15 protein-coding genes are annotated in these 15,445 nt (G+C 73.5%); 7 read left to right on the plus strand and 8 right to left on the minus strand.

From position 1 onward, the window contains the following. Nucleotides 1-5: 5 nt before the first annotated feature. A complete protein-coding gene (locus AB0I41_RS05855) occupies nt 6-2,231 on the minus strand; it encodes an ATP-dependent DNA helicase UvrD2 (protein WP_357102264.1) in 2,226 nt (741 codons plus the stop codon). Nucleotides 2,232-2,324: 93 nt separating this feature from the next. Between AB0I41_RS05855 and AB0I41_RS05860 the strand changes: the two genes are divergently transcribed. Then, nucleotides 2,325-2,567 (plus strand): mycoredoxin, encoded by a 243-nt coding sequence (locus AB0I41_RS05860; RefSeq protein WP_357102266.1) that lies wholly within the window; start codon nt 2,325-2,327, stop codon nt 2,565-2,567. 106 nt (nt 2,568-2,673) lie between these two features. Here the strand turns inward: AB0I41_RS05860 and AB0I41_RS05865 are convergent, their stop codons facing one another. Beyond that, nucleotides 2,674-3,948: an MFS transporter gene (locus tag AB0I41_RS05865; RefSeq protein ID WP_357102268.1), complete on the minus strand. Its 1,275-nt coding sequence runs from the start codon at nt 3,946-3,948 to the stop codon at nt 2,674-2,676. A 231-nt stretch (nt 3,949-4,179) separates the two neighbouring features. On the opposite strand from AB0I41_RS05865, the gene AB0I41_RS05870 reads away from it, so the two are divergent. The 3 genes from AB0I41_RS05870 (at nt 4,180) to AB0I41_RS05880 (ending at nt 5,959) form a co-directional block, all read left to right on the plus strand. Further along, nucleotides 4,180-5,157 (plus strand): helix-turn-helix transcriptional regulator, encoded by a 978-nt coding sequence (locus tag AB0I41_RS05870; RefSeq protein WP_357102270.1) that lies wholly within the window; start codon nt 4,180-4,182, stop codon nt 5,155-5,157. Nucleotides 5,158-5,236: 79 nt separating this feature from the next. Beyond that, entirely contained in the window at nt 5,237-5,470 is a 234-nt protein-coding gene (locus tag AB0I41_RS05875; protein ID WP_357102272.1) for a DUF397 domain-containing protein, read from the plus strand. A gap of 213 nt (nt 5,471-5,683) precedes the next feature. Further along, a complete protein-coding gene (locus tag AB0I41_RS05880; RefSeq protein ID WP_357102274.1) occupies nt 5,684-5,959 on the plus strand; it encodes a hypothetical protein in 276 nt (91 codons plus the stop codon). Nucleotides 5,960-6,113: 154 nt separating this feature from the next. On the opposite strand, the gene nudC is transcribed toward AB0I41_RS05880, so the two are convergent. The 3 genes from nudC to AB0I41_RS05895 all read right to left on the minus strand — a co-directional run bounded on the left by nudC (nt 6,114) and on the right by AB0I41_RS05895 (nt 9,820). Next, nucleotides 6,114-7,061 carry an NAD(+) diphosphatase gene (gene nudC / locus AB0I41_RS05885; protein WP_357102276.1) on the minus strand — a complete coding sequence of 316 codons (948 nt, stop codon included), beginning with the start codon at nt 7,059-7,061 and terminating at the stop codon, nt 6,114-6,116. Then, nucleotides 7,058-8,395, minus strand: coding sequence for a pitrilysin family protein (locus tag AB0I41_RS05890; protein ID WP_357102278.1), 1,338 nt, complete (start codon nt 8,393-8,395; stop codon nt 7,058-7,060). The genes nudC and AB0I41_RS05890 overlap by 4 nt, the downstream gene beginning before the upstream one ends. 114 nt (nt 8,396-8,509) lie before the next feature. After that, nucleotides 8,510-9,820, minus strand: coding sequence for a pitrilysin family protein (locus AB0I41_RS05895; protein ID WP_357102280.1), 1,311 nt, complete (start codon nt 9,818-9,820; stop codon nt 8,510-8,512). Nucleotides 9,821-10,026: 206 nt separating this feature from the next. On the opposite strand from AB0I41_RS05895, the gene AB0I41_RS05900 reads away from it, so the two are divergent. The 3 genes from AB0I41_RS05900 to AB0I41_RS05910 are packed head-to-tail and all read left to right on the plus strand — an operon-like array spanning nt 10,027 to nt 12,735. After that, entirely contained in the window at nt 10,027-11,085 is a 1,059-nt protein-coding gene (locus AB0I41_RS05900; RefSeq protein WP_357102282.1) for an ABC transporter substrate-binding protein, read from the plus strand. Beyond that, nucleotides 11,082-11,861, plus strand: coding sequence for an ABC transporter ATP-binding protein (locus AB0I41_RS05905; protein WP_357102284.1), 780 nt, complete (start codon nt 11,082-11,084; stop codon nt 11,859-11,861). The genes AB0I41_RS05900 and AB0I41_RS05905 overlap by 4 nt, the downstream gene beginning before the upstream one ends. Then, on the plus strand, nt 11,851-12,735 hold the full coding sequence (locus tag AB0I41_RS05910) for an ABC transporter permease (protein WP_357102286.1): 885 nt from the start codon (nt 11,851-11,853) through the stop codon (nt 12,733-12,735). The genes AB0I41_RS05905 and AB0I41_RS05910 overlap by 11 nt, the downstream gene beginning before the upstream one ends. A gap of 168 nt (nt 12,736-12,903) precedes the next feature. Here AB0I41_RS05910 and AB0I41_RS05915 read toward each other — a convergent pair whose 3' ends face one another. The 3 genes from AB0I41_RS05915 to AB0I41_RS05925 form a co-directional block, all read right to left on the minus strand. Further along, on the minus strand, nt 12,904-13,104 hold the full coding sequence (locus AB0I41_RS05915) for a hypothetical protein (RefSeq protein WP_357102288.1): 201 nt from the start codon (nt 13,102-13,104) through the stop codon (nt 12,904-12,906). Nucleotides 13,105-13,661: 557 nt separating this feature from the next. Further along, nucleotides 13,662-14,966 (minus strand): DEAD/DEAH box helicase, encoded by a 1,305-nt coding sequence (locus tag AB0I41_RS05920; RefSeq protein WP_357102290.1) that lies wholly within the window; start codon nt 14,964-14,966, stop codon nt 13,662-13,664. 222 nt (nt 14,967-15,188) lie between these two features. After that, nucleotides 15,189-15,392, minus strand: a complete 204-nt coding sequence (locus AB0I41_RS05925; RefSeq protein ID WP_007464836.1) for a cold-shock protein — start codon at nt 15,390-15,392, stop codon at nt 15,189-15,191. Nucleotides 15,393-15,445 lie beyond the last annotated feature (53 nt).

Genomic DNA, 15,445 nt, shown 5'->3' on the forward strand with positions numbered 1-15,445 from the left:
CGAATTTACGACGAGATTTCGAAAGTTTTCTCCGGCGCGATGTCGTCCACCGCCGCACCGTCCACCAGCGCCAGCACCGCCTCGCCGTAGAGGCCGAGTTTGCGGGGGCCGATGCCGGCGATGGCGATCAGCTCCTCGGTCCGCGCGGGACGTCGCTCGGCCAGCGCGGTCAGGGTGGCGTCGGTGAAGACCACGTACGCCGGGACCTTCTGCGCGCCGGCCACCCGGGCCCGCCAGTCGCGCAGCCGCTCGTACAGGCCCTCGTCGATGTCCGACGGGCAGGTCGGGCAGCGGCCCAACTTGCGGTCCGGACCGGCGAGCAGGGTCGCGCCGCAGATCCGGCAGGAGACCACCTGGGTGGCGGGCCGCCGGGCGGCGGTCCGCTTCGCCGCGCCACCACCGGCCCGCTCGCCGCCGCCGGAGCGGTCCAACTGGGGCAGGAACCGGGACGGCCGCCGGACCCGCCCACCCGGCGAGCGGGCCGAGGCGTACGACAGCCAGAGCCACTGCCGGGCCCGGGTGATCCCGACGTAGAGCAGCCGGCGCTCCTCCTCGACCTGCTCCGGGGTACGGGCGTACGTGGTGGGCAGGGTGCCCTCGGCGAGCCCGACCAGGAAGACCGCGTCCCACTCCAGCCCCTTGGCCGAGTGCAGGGACGCGCACGTCACCCCGTCGACCGTCGGCACGTGCTGCTGGGCGGCCCGGCGGGCCAACTCCTCGTTGAAGTCGGTCAGGGTCACCGGACGCTCCACCGCGGCGGCCTCGCCGATCGGCAGCAGCAGAGCCGGCCCTTCGCTCGCGACTGCGGGGCTCGCAAGCTCACTCCTCCCGCTCGCCCCGGACGTCGCCGCGTAGTACTCCTCGGCGAGCTGGACCAGCGCGGCCAGCGCCTCCCAGCGTTCCCGCGCGGCCCCGCCGGCCGGGGGCACGTCGGGGGCCCAGCCCACCGCGGCGAGCGCCTCGACCACGGCGGTCGGCAGCGGGGTCTCCCCCGGGATCGAACGGGTGGCGGCCCGCAGGGCGACCATCGCCTGGCGCACCTCGACCCGCTCGAAGAACCGCTCCGCCCCCTGCACCACGTACGGCACGCCGGCCTCGGTCAGCGCCTTCTCGTACGCCTCGGACTGCGCGTTGGTCCGGAACAGCACGGCGATCTCCTTCGCCGGGGTGCCCCCGTCGACCAGGGTCCGGCAGCGGGCCGCGACCGCGGCGGCCTCGGCCGGTTCGTCGGTGAAGATCCGCAGCTCCGGCTCGGGGCCGGGCGGGCGCTGCCCGTGCAGCTCCAGGCGCAGCCGGGCCTCGGCGCCCCGGGCCTGCGAGATCACCGCGTTGGCCAGCCCCACCACCTGTGGCGTGGAGCGGTAGTCACGGACCAGCCGGAGCACCGTCGCGCCGCGGTGCCGGCGCGGGAAGTCGACCAGGTACGACGAGGTGGCCCCGGTGAACGAGTAGATCGTCTGGCTGGCGTCGCCCACCACGGTCAGGTCGTCCCGGCCGCCGAGCCAGGCCTCCAGCAGCCGCTGCTGCAACGGGTTGACGTCCTGGTACTCGTCGACGACGAAGTGCCGGTACTGGCCGCGCACCTGCTCGGCGACGTCCCGGTGCTCCTCGATCCCCCACACCGCGGCGCGCAGCATGTCCTCGAAGTCGATCACGCCGTTGCCGCGCTTGAGCCGCTCGTACGCGGCGAAGACGTCGGCCACCTTCGCCGGCTCGTACGGCGTCTCGCGCAGTGCCCTGGCCGCGGCGACCACGTACTCCCCCGGCTCGACCAGCGACGACTTGGCCCACTCGATCTCACCGGCGAGGTCCCGCGCGGCGGCCCGGTCGGCGCGCAGGCCGATCTTGGCGGCGGCCAGGGTGACCACCCGCACCTTGCTGTCCAGCAGCTCGGGCATGGCGCGCCCCTCCAGCAACCGGGGCGCGAAGTACCGCACCTGGCGCAGGGCCGCGGCATGGAAGGTGCGTGCCTGGACACCCGCCACTCCGAGCGCGGCGAGACGGCTTCGCATCTCGGCGGCGGCCCGGGCGGTGAAGGTGACCGCCAGCACGTGCCGGGGGGAGATCTCCCCGGAGAGCGCGCGGTGGGCGATCCGGGAGGTCACCGCGCGGGTCTTCCCGGTGCCGGCGCCGGCCAGGATGCAGACCGGGCCGGCCGGGGCGGTCACCGCCGACCGCTGCTCCGGATCGAGCCCGGCGAGCACGGGTTCCGCCGCTGAGTGAACCACCACAGCGAGGAATCATCTCAGCTCCCGGTGATGTTGCAGCGGTTAGCCTGGCCTGAGCGCCAGGCCGGGCGACGTGATCACTTGGAGGACCTGACCATGCTGACGATGTATTCCACCCCGTGGTGCGGCTACTGCCACCGGCTCAAGTCGCAGCTCGACCGGGAGGGCATCGGGTACGAGGTGGTCGACATCGAGCAGGACCCGCAGGCGGCCGAGTTCGTGATGAGCGTCAACGGCGGCAACCAGACCGTCCCCACGCTCCGCTTCGCCGACGGCAGCGCCCTGACCAACCCCTCCATCACCCAGGTCAAGCAGCACCTCGCCACCCTCACCGCCTGACCCCGCCCGCGCCCGCGCACTTTCTCGGCGCGCAGATTCACGGAAAGAGTGGCTGTTCCGCCTGGAATAGCCACTCTTTCCGTGAAAGAGGTGCTCGGGAGGGGGTTCAGGGGCGGGTGGGGTCGGGGGTGAGGTGGTCGGGGGTGAGGTGGTCGGTGGGGTGGGGGCGGCGGGGGGACGGGAGGTGTGCGGGGATCCCGGACGGTGGGGAGAGGCGGCGGCCACGCCAGAGCCAGGCGCCGGCGGCGGTCGTGACCACCCCGACCAGGACGAACAGCAGCCGGTAGTCGAACACCCCGACGAGCAGCGCGCCCGCCCCGATGGAGAACGCCTGCGGCCCGCTGACCAGCGCCTCGGACGCCGCGGTGACCCGGCCCAGCAGCCGCGCCGGGGTGCGCCGCTGGATCAGCGTGGCGAGCCCCACCATGGTCAACGGGAGCGAGAGCCCGGCCAGCAGCAGCGCCAGCACCCCGAGCCGCAGGTCCGGCCAGGCCAGCGCCAGCGCGGCCGGGCCGAAGAAGATCACCCCGGCGGCGAGCGCCCCGACCTCGCCGGTACGGCGCACCACGGCGGGTGAGAACAGGCCGCCCACCAGCCCACCCACCCCCTGCACGGTGACCAGCACCCCGACGAACGCGGCGTCCCGGCCCAGCCCCTGGTCGACGTACGCGAAGATCAGCGACTCGCTGAAGCCCATCACCAGCGAGCCCAGCCCGTAGCCGAGCAGGGCCCGCCGCAGCGCCGGCTCGCCGGCCAGGTGCCGCAGCCCGGCGCCCAGCTCGGCGGGCCAGCGCAGGGCGGCCGCCGCCGGCTCGGCTTCCGCAACCCGGAGCAGCCCGACCACGGCGGCGGCGGTGACGAACCCGACCATCGCCAGGGTGGCGAGCAGCCAGCCGCCGACGGCCGCGTAGAGGGCCGCCCCGGCGAGCGGGCCGCCGAGGCGCAGCCCCTGCCGCACGGTCTGCAGGGCCCCGTTCGCGTCGGCGAGCAGCTCGCTCGGCACCAGCTGCCGGATCAGGCCGCTGAGCGTCGCGCTGAGCGTGAGATACGACAAGCCGTACAGGGCGGCCACCACGTAGATGATCCAGACATCGGCCCGGTCGCGCACCGCGAAGAGCGGGGTGAGCAGCATGGCGGTGCCCAGGTTCGCGGCGACGAAGAACGGCCGGCGGCGGTAGCGGTCGACGACCCAGCCGACCAGCGGCGCCAGCGTCATCGGGGCGATGATCGCGAAGATGGTGGCGCCGGCCAGCCCGTCGGACCCGGTCAGGTCCTTGACCCAGATGGCGAGCGCGAGCAGCAGGATGGACTCGGCGGCCATGCTGGCCAGCAGCGCGCCGAAGAGCAGTCGGAAGTCGGGGCGGCGCAGGACGGTGCGCATGGGGCTTCCCTCCGCGGGGGTGGCGCCCGGTCGGACGCGTCGTGGGGAGGTGCGGTCGGCCCGGCCATCGTCACCCGGGCCGCTGACACCTTCCACAGTCCTCTTTTTGTCTCGTGACACGCCCTCGCCGGGACCTCCGGCACCGGCCGCGCCGTCCATACTGACCGTGGGGGGCGAATTTCATACAGTTACCGTCGCGTCCGCGGCGGTCGAGGTGAGACGAGGACACCCGTGCCTCCTGCCGTACCGAGCCCGATCCTGCGTCGACGCAGGCTCGGCACCGAACTGCGCCGCCTGCGCGAGGCGGCGGGGCTTACCGGCGACCAGGTGATCGAGCGGATCGGCTGGGCGTCGGCGTCCAAGCTGTCCCGACTGGAGAACGGGCGCAGCCGCCCCGACCCGGACGACGTACGCCTCCTGCTGGACCTCTACGGCGCCGAGCCGGAGCTGCGCGACGACCTGATCGGGATCACCCGCGAGGCCGGTGACATGCGCGGCTGGCGCAAGTCGTACCCGGTGATGACGCAGCAGCAGCTCGGCTGGGCGGAGATCGAGGCCGGCTGCGCGGAGATCCGCGAGTACAACCCGGTGCTGGTGCCGGGGCTGCTCCAGACCCCCGGCTACGCCCGGCTGCGGATCCTCTCGGCAGACCGGGCGGCCACCGCGACCGGTGACCCCGAGGCCGGCGAGGACCCGGAGACCGAGGTACGCGCCCGGCTCGCCCGCCAGTCGCTGCTGGACCGGGTCGACGGCCCGCGCTACACGGCAGTGCTGGAGGAGGCCGCGCTGGGCCGGCGGGCCGGGCCGCCGGAGGTGCTGCAGGAGCAGTTGGTGAAGCTCTGCGAGCTGGCCATCCTTCCCAACGTCACGCTGCACCTGCTGCAACGGGACACCGTGATCGGCGATTTCTACCTGCCGCCGACCGCCTTCTCGCTCTACCGCTTCGCCGATCCGCAGGATCCGGAGACGCTGGCGATCGAAGGCGGCTTCATCGACGTCATGTCACACGAGGCAAACCCGGTAAATCGCTATAAAGTGGTCTTCGAGTGGCTGTGCACGGCGGCGCTCTCCGCATCGGACACCCTCTCCTGGCTCTTCGAGGCGACGGGGCGGCTGACCGACTCGGCAGCCCCGTCCACGGCGGTCCACGGGTCGGCAGCGGCGCCGGTCCAACGCCGGCGACACTCCGGGCGCCTGACGGACCGGTGATCCACGCCGGACCTCCGTCGGGGCCGGGCGCGTCACTCGTCCCCATCGGAGTCCCAGGAGCAGGAGCAGGAGCAGAACCATGAACGAGATCCGCAAGACCGTCCTCGCCCGGCAGCTCGCCGACGCCCCGTGGCGCAAGAGCACCCGCAGCCAGACCTCGAACTGCGTGGAGGTGGCGCCACTGGGGACCGGCCCGGCAGTGGTCGCACTGCGTGACAGCAAGGACCCGAGCGGGCCGGTGCTGCTGTTCAACCGGGCCGGCTGGCTCGGCTTCGTCGGCGGCGCGAAGAACGGACAGTTCGATCTGAACTGATCCGCTGACGGGACGAGGGGCCGTCGGCTGACGCCGGCGGCCCCTCGTCGTCTCCGCCCCGCGAACGTCCTGACCAGGCATCGGATGATCGGACGAGACCGGACCGATAGGCGCGTTTCACTTGCTGGGACGGCGTCCGGGCGTAACATGACGCAAGAGTGACGTGGAAGTTCCACAGCGTACTCGTCCGTCGCGGTTCATCCGGAGACAGCCATGCGTTTCCTGATCGTTCGTACCGACATCCGCACCGCCGCCGACAACGACATCGCCGCCGCCTGGGCCGGCGGTGGACTGCTGCGAGACGAGACCACCACGCCCGAACCCCGCCGCCAGATCGTGCACGCCGAGGACCGCGACGCCGCGCTGCTGCTCGCCCGGGCCCTGGCCACCGTGGGCGCGGTCCGATCGGGCAGGCAACGGGTCAAGGTGCTCCCGCTCGACGAGCCCGCCCCCGTCCGGCAGGAGCGGTGGGAGATCACCGACACCTGACACCATCGACGTCCGCCGTGGTCGGACCGGCTCCCCCGCCGCGTTCCTCGCCTCATCCGCCACGACGGTCCGTGTTCCCGGCCCGGGACCGCCGCGGCAACGACGGTCCCGGGCCGGGACCGCGTCCCGGCCCGTCGAGGTGTCGGTCAGTGGGTCAGCAGTGCCCGTCCAGCCAGCGGTGGATCAGGAAGAGGGCGATCGAGGAGGGCGGCGGCAGGATCACCCGGGCGTCGTCGCCCGCGTCCACCGCCCGCCCGGCCAGCACCGCGCCGATCTCGCGCCGGGAGAACCAGCGGGCGTACGCGATCTCGGTCGGGTCGACCCGGACCGGCTCCCCCGGGTCCGCCTCGGCCAGGAAGCCGAGCATCAGCGAGCCGGGGAACGGCCAGGCCTGGCTGCCCGCGTACGCGATCCGCTCGACCGCGACCCCGACCTCCTCGTGGACCTCGCGCAGCACGGCCGCCTCGGCCGACTCGCCCGGCTCGACGTAGCCGGCCAGGCAGGAGAAGCGGCGCTCCCCCGCGGTGTGCGGCCAGGTGGCGTTGTTGCCGAGCAGGCAGCGCCCCTCCGGACCGTCCACCGCGTCGTGCACCAGCACGATCATCGCCGGGTCGGTCCGCGGCCAGGCGCGGTGCCCCTGCGCGTCCACCCGGGACCAGCCGCCCTCGTCGACCTCGGTCCGGTGCCCCGTCCGCGGCGACCAACCGTGCCCCAGGTGCCAGTTGACCAGCGCCAGCGCGGTGGTGAAGATGCCCGCGTCCCGGTCGCCGAGCAGGTGCCCGACCTCCCGCAGGCTGACCGCCCGGGTGCCCGGCAGGTCGGGCAGCGGCGCATCCACCGCGAAGACCGGCACCCCGTCCGGCTCCACGCCGAGGAAGAGCGGCACGGCGTCCCCGGTCGCGCCCAGCTCGGCCGCGTCGCGCAGCACCAGCGCCGGCGGCTTGGCGTCGGTGCGGACCAGCGCCATCCCCTCCCGGGACGAGTCGAGCACCAGCACCCGGGCCCGCTGCCAGGCCTGCGCCAGCCAGTCCGGGTCGGTACGCCGCTGCGCCGCCCGGTCCAGGGTGGCCCGGGCCAGCGGCGGGGTGGCCTCACCGCTCACGCCGACTCCCGGCGCACCGGGGTCAGCGCGGCCAGCGGCCCCTCGATCCGGTCGGCGTCACCCAGCACCACGGTGACCGCCTTCGCCGGCGCGAGGTAGCGGGCCGCCACCTCCGCGACGTCCTCCGGGCTCACCTTCGCCAGCCGGGCGGCGTACTCGGCCAGGAAGTCCAGCCGCAGCCCGTTGCCGGCGTACGCGCTGGTCAGCGAGGCGAGGCCGACCTGCGTGGACATGCCGAGCTGGAGGGTGCCGAGGGCGTACTGCCGGGCCTGCTCCAGCTCGTCGGGCTCGGGCGGCAACGAGGCGAGCCGGCCCAGCTCGTACGTCGTCTCCAGCAGCGCCGGGCCGGTCACCTCGGTGGCCACCTCGGCGGCGGCGACCAGCACCGAGCCGGCGACCGAGTGCTCGACCGCCGAGTACGGCCCGTACGTGTAGCCCTTGTCCTCGCGGATGTTCTCCACCCAGCGGGAGGAGAAGTAGCCGCCGAAGACCAGGTTGGCCAGTTGCAGCGCGGCGTGGTCCGGGTGGGTGCGCGGCACCGCCGGCAGGGCGATGCGCAGCGAGGACTGCACCGAGCCGGGCCGGTCGACCAGCAGCAGCGGACCGGGCTCCAACGGCGGGGCGGGCGGCAGGTCCACCCCGCGGCTGTCGCCGCGCCACCCCGCCAGCGCCTTCTCGGCGGCGTCCAGCGCCCGCTCCGGCCGCACGTCGCCGACCAGCACCAGCACCGCCTCGGCCGGGTGCACCCGCTCGGCGTGCAGCTTGCGCAGCGCCGGTGGGCGTACCGCGCGGATCTGGTCGGGATCCGGGGTCTGCACCGCGTACGGGTGGCTGCCGTAGATCCGTTTGAGCAGGGCCGTACGGGCCAGGTGGGCCGGCTGGCTCTGCGCCACCTGGATCCGGTCGACCAGCCGGTCCCGCTCGGTGTCGACCCACTCGGCCGGGTACGTCGCGCCGGTGAGCACGTCGGCGGTGATCTCCAGCATCCGGTCGAGGCCGGTGACCAGGCCGGCGCCGGAGAGCATCAGCCGGTCCGGGTCGATGCCGGCCGACAGCCCGCCGCCGACCTTCTGCAGCTCGGCGGCGATCTGGGTCGCGGTGTGGGTCTGCGTGCCGGACAGCATGGTCTGCGAGAGCATCGCGCCGCGGGCCAGGTGGGTACGGCCGAACGGCATCCACAGCCGCAGCTCGACCAGGGGGACGGCGGGGCGGCGTACCGCGATCACGGTGAGCCCGTTGGCCAGCCGCCGCTCGCCCTGCTTCGGCACCTTGAGCTTGCGGGTGGGGCCGAGCGGCGGCAGCGCACGCGGCGTGGCGGGGGCGGTCGTCGTCACCTGGTCACCTTCGTTCGCGACTGCGGGGCTCGCAACCCCGGCTCACTCCTCGCGCTCACCGGGTCACCTTCGTTCGCGACTGCGGGGCTCGCAACCCCGGCTCACTCCTCGCGCTCACCGGGCACCTCCGGGAATGACCTCGATTGCGGCGCGGCGCTCCGGCCGCAGGGTGGCGGCGGCGGCCAGGACCTGCTCCTCGGTGACCTCGCCGACCAGCCGGGGCAGCTCGTTGAGCAGGCCCGGTTCGCCGCGCTGCTGTTCCAGCACCGCCATCCGCAGCGCCCGGCCGAGCACCGCGTCGGTGTCCCGCAGCAGGTGGGTGGCCATCCGGGCCTGGGTACGCGCCAGCTCGCCCTCGGTCAGCCCGTCGGTGGCCAGCCGGTCGAGTTCCTCGTCGATGGTGCGCAGCACCTTGTCCACGTCCCCGCCGGGCGGCAGGTGGGCCTGGAGCAGCAGCGCGGTCGGGTCGCGCACGTCGAACGGGTCGCCCATGAAGCCGAGGTAGCCGCCGAGGCCGGTGACCGTCCGGTCCCGCTGGACCAGCCGCTCGACCAGCCGGGAGGCGTCGCCGTCGGTGAGCACCTCGGCCAGCACCACGTACGGCAGGTAGCCGGCGAAGTCGTCCACCGGGTCGGGCACCCGCCAGGCCCCGGCGACCGCCGGCAGTGGCGCCAGCCGGTCGGTGTACGACGCGCGCCGCTCGGTGGTCAGGTCCGGCTCGGTGAAGTCGGGCCGCCGCGGCGCGGGCCGGGCCGGCACGTCCCCGAAGTGCCGCTCGATCAGGGCGGTCGCCTCGGCGACGTCGATGTCCCCGCTGACCGCCAGCACCGCGTTGCCGCTGGCGTAGTAGCGGCGGAAGAAGTCGGCGGCGTCGGCGACGGTGGCGGACTCCAGGTCGACGAAGGAGCCGTAGCCGTCGTGCGCGTTGGGGAAGGTGTCGAACATGACCGGCGGCAGGGTCAGCCAGGGGAACCCGCCGTACGGCCGGTTCAGCACGTTGACCCGGATCTCCTCCTTGACCACGTCGACCTGGTTGCGCAGGTTCTCCTCGGTCAGCCGGGGGCCGCGCATCCGGTCGGCCTCCAGGAAGAGCGCCCGCTCCAGGGCGTTGCTCGGCAGCGTCTCGAAGTAGTCGGTGTAGTCCAGGTGGGTGGAGCCGTTGAAGGTGCCGCCGGCGCCCTGGACGTGCCGGAAGTGGGCCAGCTTCTCCAGGTTCTCCGAGCCCTGGAACATCAGGTGCTCGAAGAGGTGGGCGAAGCCGGTACGCCCCTCGGGTTCGGACCGGATGCCGACGTCGTAGACGACCGCGACCCCGATCACCGGGGCGCTGCGGTCGGGGGTGAGGACCACCCGCAGGCCGTTGTCGAGGGTGTACCGCTCGACCGGATATTTCGTCGCGGGAATTCTGGCTCTGCGCGTCGGCACGTGATCGACCCTAACGCGTCGGCACTCCCGGCACCGCCGACCTCCGCGCAGCGGCCACCGCCGGGCGGGGCGTCGACCGGTGGCGGCCGCGGCGCGGGGCGGCGGCCGGGGCGCTCGTCCCGGATCGTGGATCGGTCTTGACGCCGGCAGGCCGATGACCCACTCTTCCTACCAAGTAAGTAGGAATACTGCGGATTGGATGGACGATGAGACGGCCCCCCTTGCGTCGGTTGGTCTCCCTCGCCACCCTCGCCGTCATCGGCGTGGCGACGATGGGGACCACGGCGGCGTGCGGCGACGACAGCGCGGCCGGCGACTCCGGCCCGGTCACCCTGCGGCTGGGTTACTTCCCCAACATCACCCACGCGCCGGCCGTGGTCGGCGTCGAGAAGGGCATCTTCACCGAGCAGCTCGGCGCCGACGTCAAGCTGGAGACCAGGACCTTCAACGCCGGCCCGGCCGCCATCGAGGCCCTCTTCTCCGGCGCGCTCGACGCGACGTACATCGGTCCGAACCCGACCGTGAACGCCTTCTCCAAGTCCAGGGGCGAGGCGGTCCGGGTGATCTCCGGCGCCGCCTCCGGCGGCGTGGCCCTGGTGGTCAAGCCGGAGATCACCTCGGTGGAGCAGCTGCGCGGCAAGAAGATCGCCACCCCGCAGTTGGGCAACACCCAGGACGTGGCGCTGCGCTACTGGCTCAAGGAGAAGGGCCTGAGGAGCACCAAGGAGGGCGGTGGCGACGTCACGGTCGCCCCACAGGAGAACGCCCAGACGGTGGAGACCTTCGGCAGCGGCGCGATCGACGGCGCCTGGGTGCCCGAGCCGTTCGTCTCCCGACTGGTCAACGCCGGCGGCAAGATCCTCGTCGACGAGCGCGACCTCTGGCCGGACCGGAAGTTCGTCATCACCAATCTGATCGTCAGCACCAGGTTCCTCAAGGCCCACCCCGACGTGGTGAAGAAGCTGGTCGAGGGGCAGGTCGCCGCGAACGAGTTCGTCAACACCAGGCCGGACGAATCCCAGCAGGCCATCTCCGACCACATCGGCAAGATCACCGGCAAGCCGCTGGACGTCAGGCTGATCAAGCAGGCCTGGCCGACCCTGGAGTTCACCAACGACCCCATCGCCTCCTCGCTGAAAACCGGGCTGGACCACGCGGTCGCGGTGGAGCTGACCCAGCCGGTCAGCCTCGACGGGCTCTACGACCTGAAGTACCTCAACGAGGTGCTCAAGACGCAGGGCCGGACCGAGGTGGCCCAGCCATGACGTCGACCACGACGGCGCCGGGGAGCGCGACCACGGCGGTCGCGCTCTCCGGCGTGACCAAGGTGTACGGGCGTGGGGCGAACGCCGTCCTCGCCCTCGACGGGGTGAGCCTCGACGTCGCGCCCGGCGAGTTCGTCTGCCTGGTCGGCGCCTCCGGCTGCGGCAAGAGCACCCTGCTCAACCTGGTGGCCGGGCTGGACCGGGCCAGCGGCGGGCGGATCGCGCTGGCCGGCGACGCCCGCCCGGGGCTGATGTTCCAGGAGCCGGCGCTCTTCCCGTGGCTGACCGTCGAGGCCAACGTGGAGGTGCCGCTGAAGCTGCGCGGGCTGCCCCGGGCCGAGCGGCGGGAGCGGGTGGCGGAACTGCTGCGCACCGTCCACCTGGCCGAGTTCGGCCGCAAGCGTCCGCACGAACTCTCCGGCGGGATGCGGCAACGGGTCGCGCTGGCCCGCACCCTCGCCCTGGACACCCCGGTCCTGCTGATGGACGAGCCGTTCGGCGCGCTGGACGCGATGACCCGGGACATCCTGCACGACGAGCTGGAACGGATCTGGTCCGAGCGGAAGCTCTCCGTGCTCTTCGTGACCCACAACGTCCGCGAGGCGGCCCGGCTCGCCGACCGGATCATCCTGCTCAGCAGCCGACCCGGCCGGATCATCTGGTCGACCGAGGTGGACGTGCCCCGACCCCGGCGCATCGACTCCCCCGAGGTCGCGTCGATCGCCGCCGAGGTCACCGACCGACTTCGTACGGAGGTGGGCCGCCATGGCCGGTGACACCCTGACCGGGGCGCCGCGTACCGACGCGGAGATCTCCGGGCTGGACGCGCTGGAGATCGCCGGCCGGGAGAAGGAGGTCTCCCGTGGCGCCCGGCTCTGGGCGGCCACCTGGCCGAAGCTCGCCGCGCTGGCCCTGGCCGTCGGCATCTGGCAGGTCGTGGTCTGGAGCGGCTGGAAGCCGCCGTGGTCCCTGCCCGGGCCGGTGGTCGTGGGCGAGGAGCTGATCCGGCAGGCCAGCGGCGCCCAATTGTGGGAGGGCATCGCGATCACGCTGCGCCGGGCGGCCATCGGGTACGTCTTCTCCGTCGCGGTGGGCCTGCTGGTCGGCCTCGCGGTGGCCCGGTCCACGGTGCTCCGGGCCGCGATCGGCTCGATGATCACCGCCCTGCAGACCATGCCGTCCATCGCCTGGTTCCCGCTGGCCATCCTGCTGTTCGAGCTGAGCGAGAAGGCGATCTTCTTCGTGGTGGTGCTCGGGGCCGCGCCGTCCATCGCCAACGGGGTGATCGCCGGCGTCGACTACGTGCCGCCGCTGCTGCTGCGCGCCGGCCGCAATCTCGGTGCCCGGGGACTCGACCTCTACCGGTACGTCATCGCGCCCGCCGCGCTGCCGGCGATCGTCGCCGGCCTGAAGCAGGGCTGGGCCTTCTCCTGGCGCAGCCTGATGGCCGGTGAGCTGCTCGTGGTCGGCATCTCGCAGACCTCGCTCGGCGCGCAGCTCACCTACGCCCGGGAGCTGGCGGACTCGCCCTGGCTGCTCTCCACCATGATCGTGATCCTGGTCATCGGCCTGGCGGTCGACGCGGCCTTCGGCGCCGCGGACAAGGCGATCCGACGCCGCTGGGGCGTGCTGGACCAGGCCGGTCAGTAACCTGTACGTCTCCGCGTGCAGCGACTACGCCCTCCCGGCGAGCCGAAGAGATCAGTGTCGGCGACGTGAAGCCTTCCGCCGTGGGGTGACGGCCGGTCAGTCCTCCCCCCGGAGCCCGACCGGCCTCCCGGTCCCCCGCGTGCCGGCCCCTCGCCGGAGCCGCCCCGCCTAGCTGGCGGTCAACTCCACGGCCGGGTCGGTCGAGCCGGCCGGGCCGTGCAGTTCCACCAGTCCGGCCGGGGCGGGCCGCCCCAGCCTCGGGTGCCAGGGCGCGAACGCCGCGACCATGGCGAGCAACAGGCCCGCGCCCGCCACCGCCAACACCACCAGCAGCTCGCGCACCGCCCCCGAGTCGGCGTCGCCCGCCATGGTCACCCCTCCCGTGCCCGGCCGCCCCCCGGCCGGGTCCTCCCCGAAAGACAAGCTTCGACCAGGCAGGGGCCCCGCGACAGTCGCCGATCGGACCCAACCTCGCCGGGTTGCCGACTCAGCCGGTGGAACGCTCACGCAACGTCCCCGTCCCGCGCCGCCGCGTCGACCATCTTCGGTGAGTCGGCGGGCCGGGCCCGTCGGCGGACCCGGGCGTGGACCACGGCGCAGAGCCGCCGGCGGCCACGGTCAGTGCGGCGGCCAGCGCCAGCCGGCCGACCGTCATCCGGGTGCCCGGGCCGACAGTGGTGCCGCTCGGGTCCACGCGCCACCTCTCCTCCGCCGGGCGGGAGGCACGGGCGCCCGCAAGGCCCACGCGGTGGGCTGATCCTGGCATCCGGCGCGGTGCGCGCGCTGCCCCGACCGCACCCCGGCGGCCCTAACGCGCCGATCGGGTCGTGGCAGAGCGGCGACGACATCCTCGTTCAGGCCACGAAATGCCGCAGCGGCCGCGCGACCGCCGTCAGGCGGTACGCGGCCGCTGCGGGCCAGAACGGTCAGGCGGTACGCGGGCGACGCGGGCGGCGGGAGCGGCCCGACGTGCGGTGCGCGGACCGCGCGCCCTCCCCGCCACCGTTGGCGCTACGCGTGGCCGGCGTCGGCTGCGGCACGGCGATGGTCACCGGCACGCCGGACGGCTCCCGGGCGCCGGTCACCCGGGCCAGCGCCTCGTCGCCGAGGCGCACCTGGGTCGACTGCGGCTTGATGCCGGCCACGCTCATCAGCCGGGAGACGTCCCGGCGCTGCTCGGGCAGGACCAGCGTGACCACCGTGCCGGACTCCCCCGCCCGGGCGGTACGGCCACCCCGGTGCAGGTAGTCCTTCGCCTCGGTCGGCGGGTCCACGTTGACCACCATGTCCAGCCCGTCCACGTGGATGCCCCGGGCCGCCACGTCGGTGGCGACCAGCGCGGTCACCTGGCCGGTGCGGAACTGCTCCAGGATCCGGGTGCGCTGCGGCTGCGACTTGCCGCCGTGCAGGGCCGCGGCGCGTACCCCCTTGGCCAGGAGCTGGCGGGCCATCCGGTCGGCGCGGTGCTTGGTGGCCATGAACAGGATGGTGCGGCCCTCGCGGGCGGCGATCTGGGTGAGCGCGGCGGGCTTGTCGGCCGCGTCGACGTGCAGCACGTGGTGGGTCATCGCGGTCACCGTGGCGGTGCCCGGGTCCACCGAGTGCGAGACGGGGTTGCTCAGGAAGCGACGGACCAGCTTGTCCACGCCGCCGTCGAGGGTGGCGGAGAAGAGCATCCGCTGGCCATTGGGGGCGACCTGCTCCAGCAGCTTGGTGACCTGCGGCAGGAAGCCCATGTCGGCCATCTGGTCGGCCTCGTCCAGCACGGTGATGGCGACCTGGTCGAGGCGGGCGTCGCCCCGGTTGATCAGGTCGTGCAGCCGGCCGGGGGTGGCCACCAGCACCTCGGCGCCGGCGCGCAGCGCGTCCGCCTGCCGCTGCAACGACAGGCCGCCGACCACGGTGGCGCAGCGCAGCCCGACGGCGCGGGCGTACGGGGCGAGCGCGGTGGTGACCTGCTGGGCCAGCTCACGGGTCGGGACCAGCACCAGCGCCAGCGGGCGGCCGGGGCGGGCGCGGCGGCCGGCGGTACGCGACAGCAGCGGAAGCCCGAAGGCGAGGGTCTTGCCGGAACCGGTGCGGCCCCGGCCGAGCACGTCCCGGCCGGCGAGCGAGTCCGGCAGGGTGGCCGACTGGATCGGGAACGGCTCCGTGATGCCCTGCACCGACAGCTCGGTGAGCAGCGCCGGCGCCAGGCCGGTCGCGGCGAAGGTGGGAATGGTCATGGTCATGCGGAATGCCTTCCTCGACGCGGCACGTGTCGAGGGAGGGCGCCGGGAAGCGGCGCTGTCGTCGGCGGAGAAGAACCGCCGCGACTCACAAGCACGAACCGAAGGGGTACGGGCCGGTCCGCCGCGGCGCGCCGCGCCCGCCGGAGCGGGGGGCGGCACGGCGGACCGGTCCCGTCACCACGCCCGGAGGGCGCGGAGGGTGTTACCGAGTCGATCCGAAGATCAGAGCGGGCGGATGTTCTCCGCCTGCGGGCCCTTCTGGCCCTGGGTCACCTCGAACTCGACCCGCTGGTTCTCGTCCAGGCTCCGGTAGCCGGAGGACTGGATCGCCGAGAAGTGGGCGAAGACGTCGGCGCCGCCGCCGTCCGGGGTGATGAAGCCGAAGCCCTTGTCAGCGTTGAACCACTTGACGGTGCCAATAGCCATGTGTTCTGTCTCCTTGACGGAACGTCGAACCCGCACCTGTTGCGGACTCGAAG

Source organism: Micromonospora sp. NPDC050200 (assembly GCF_040656135.1).
GTDB lineage: Bacteria > Actinomycetota > Actinomycetes > Mycobacteriales > Micromonosporaceae > Micromonospora.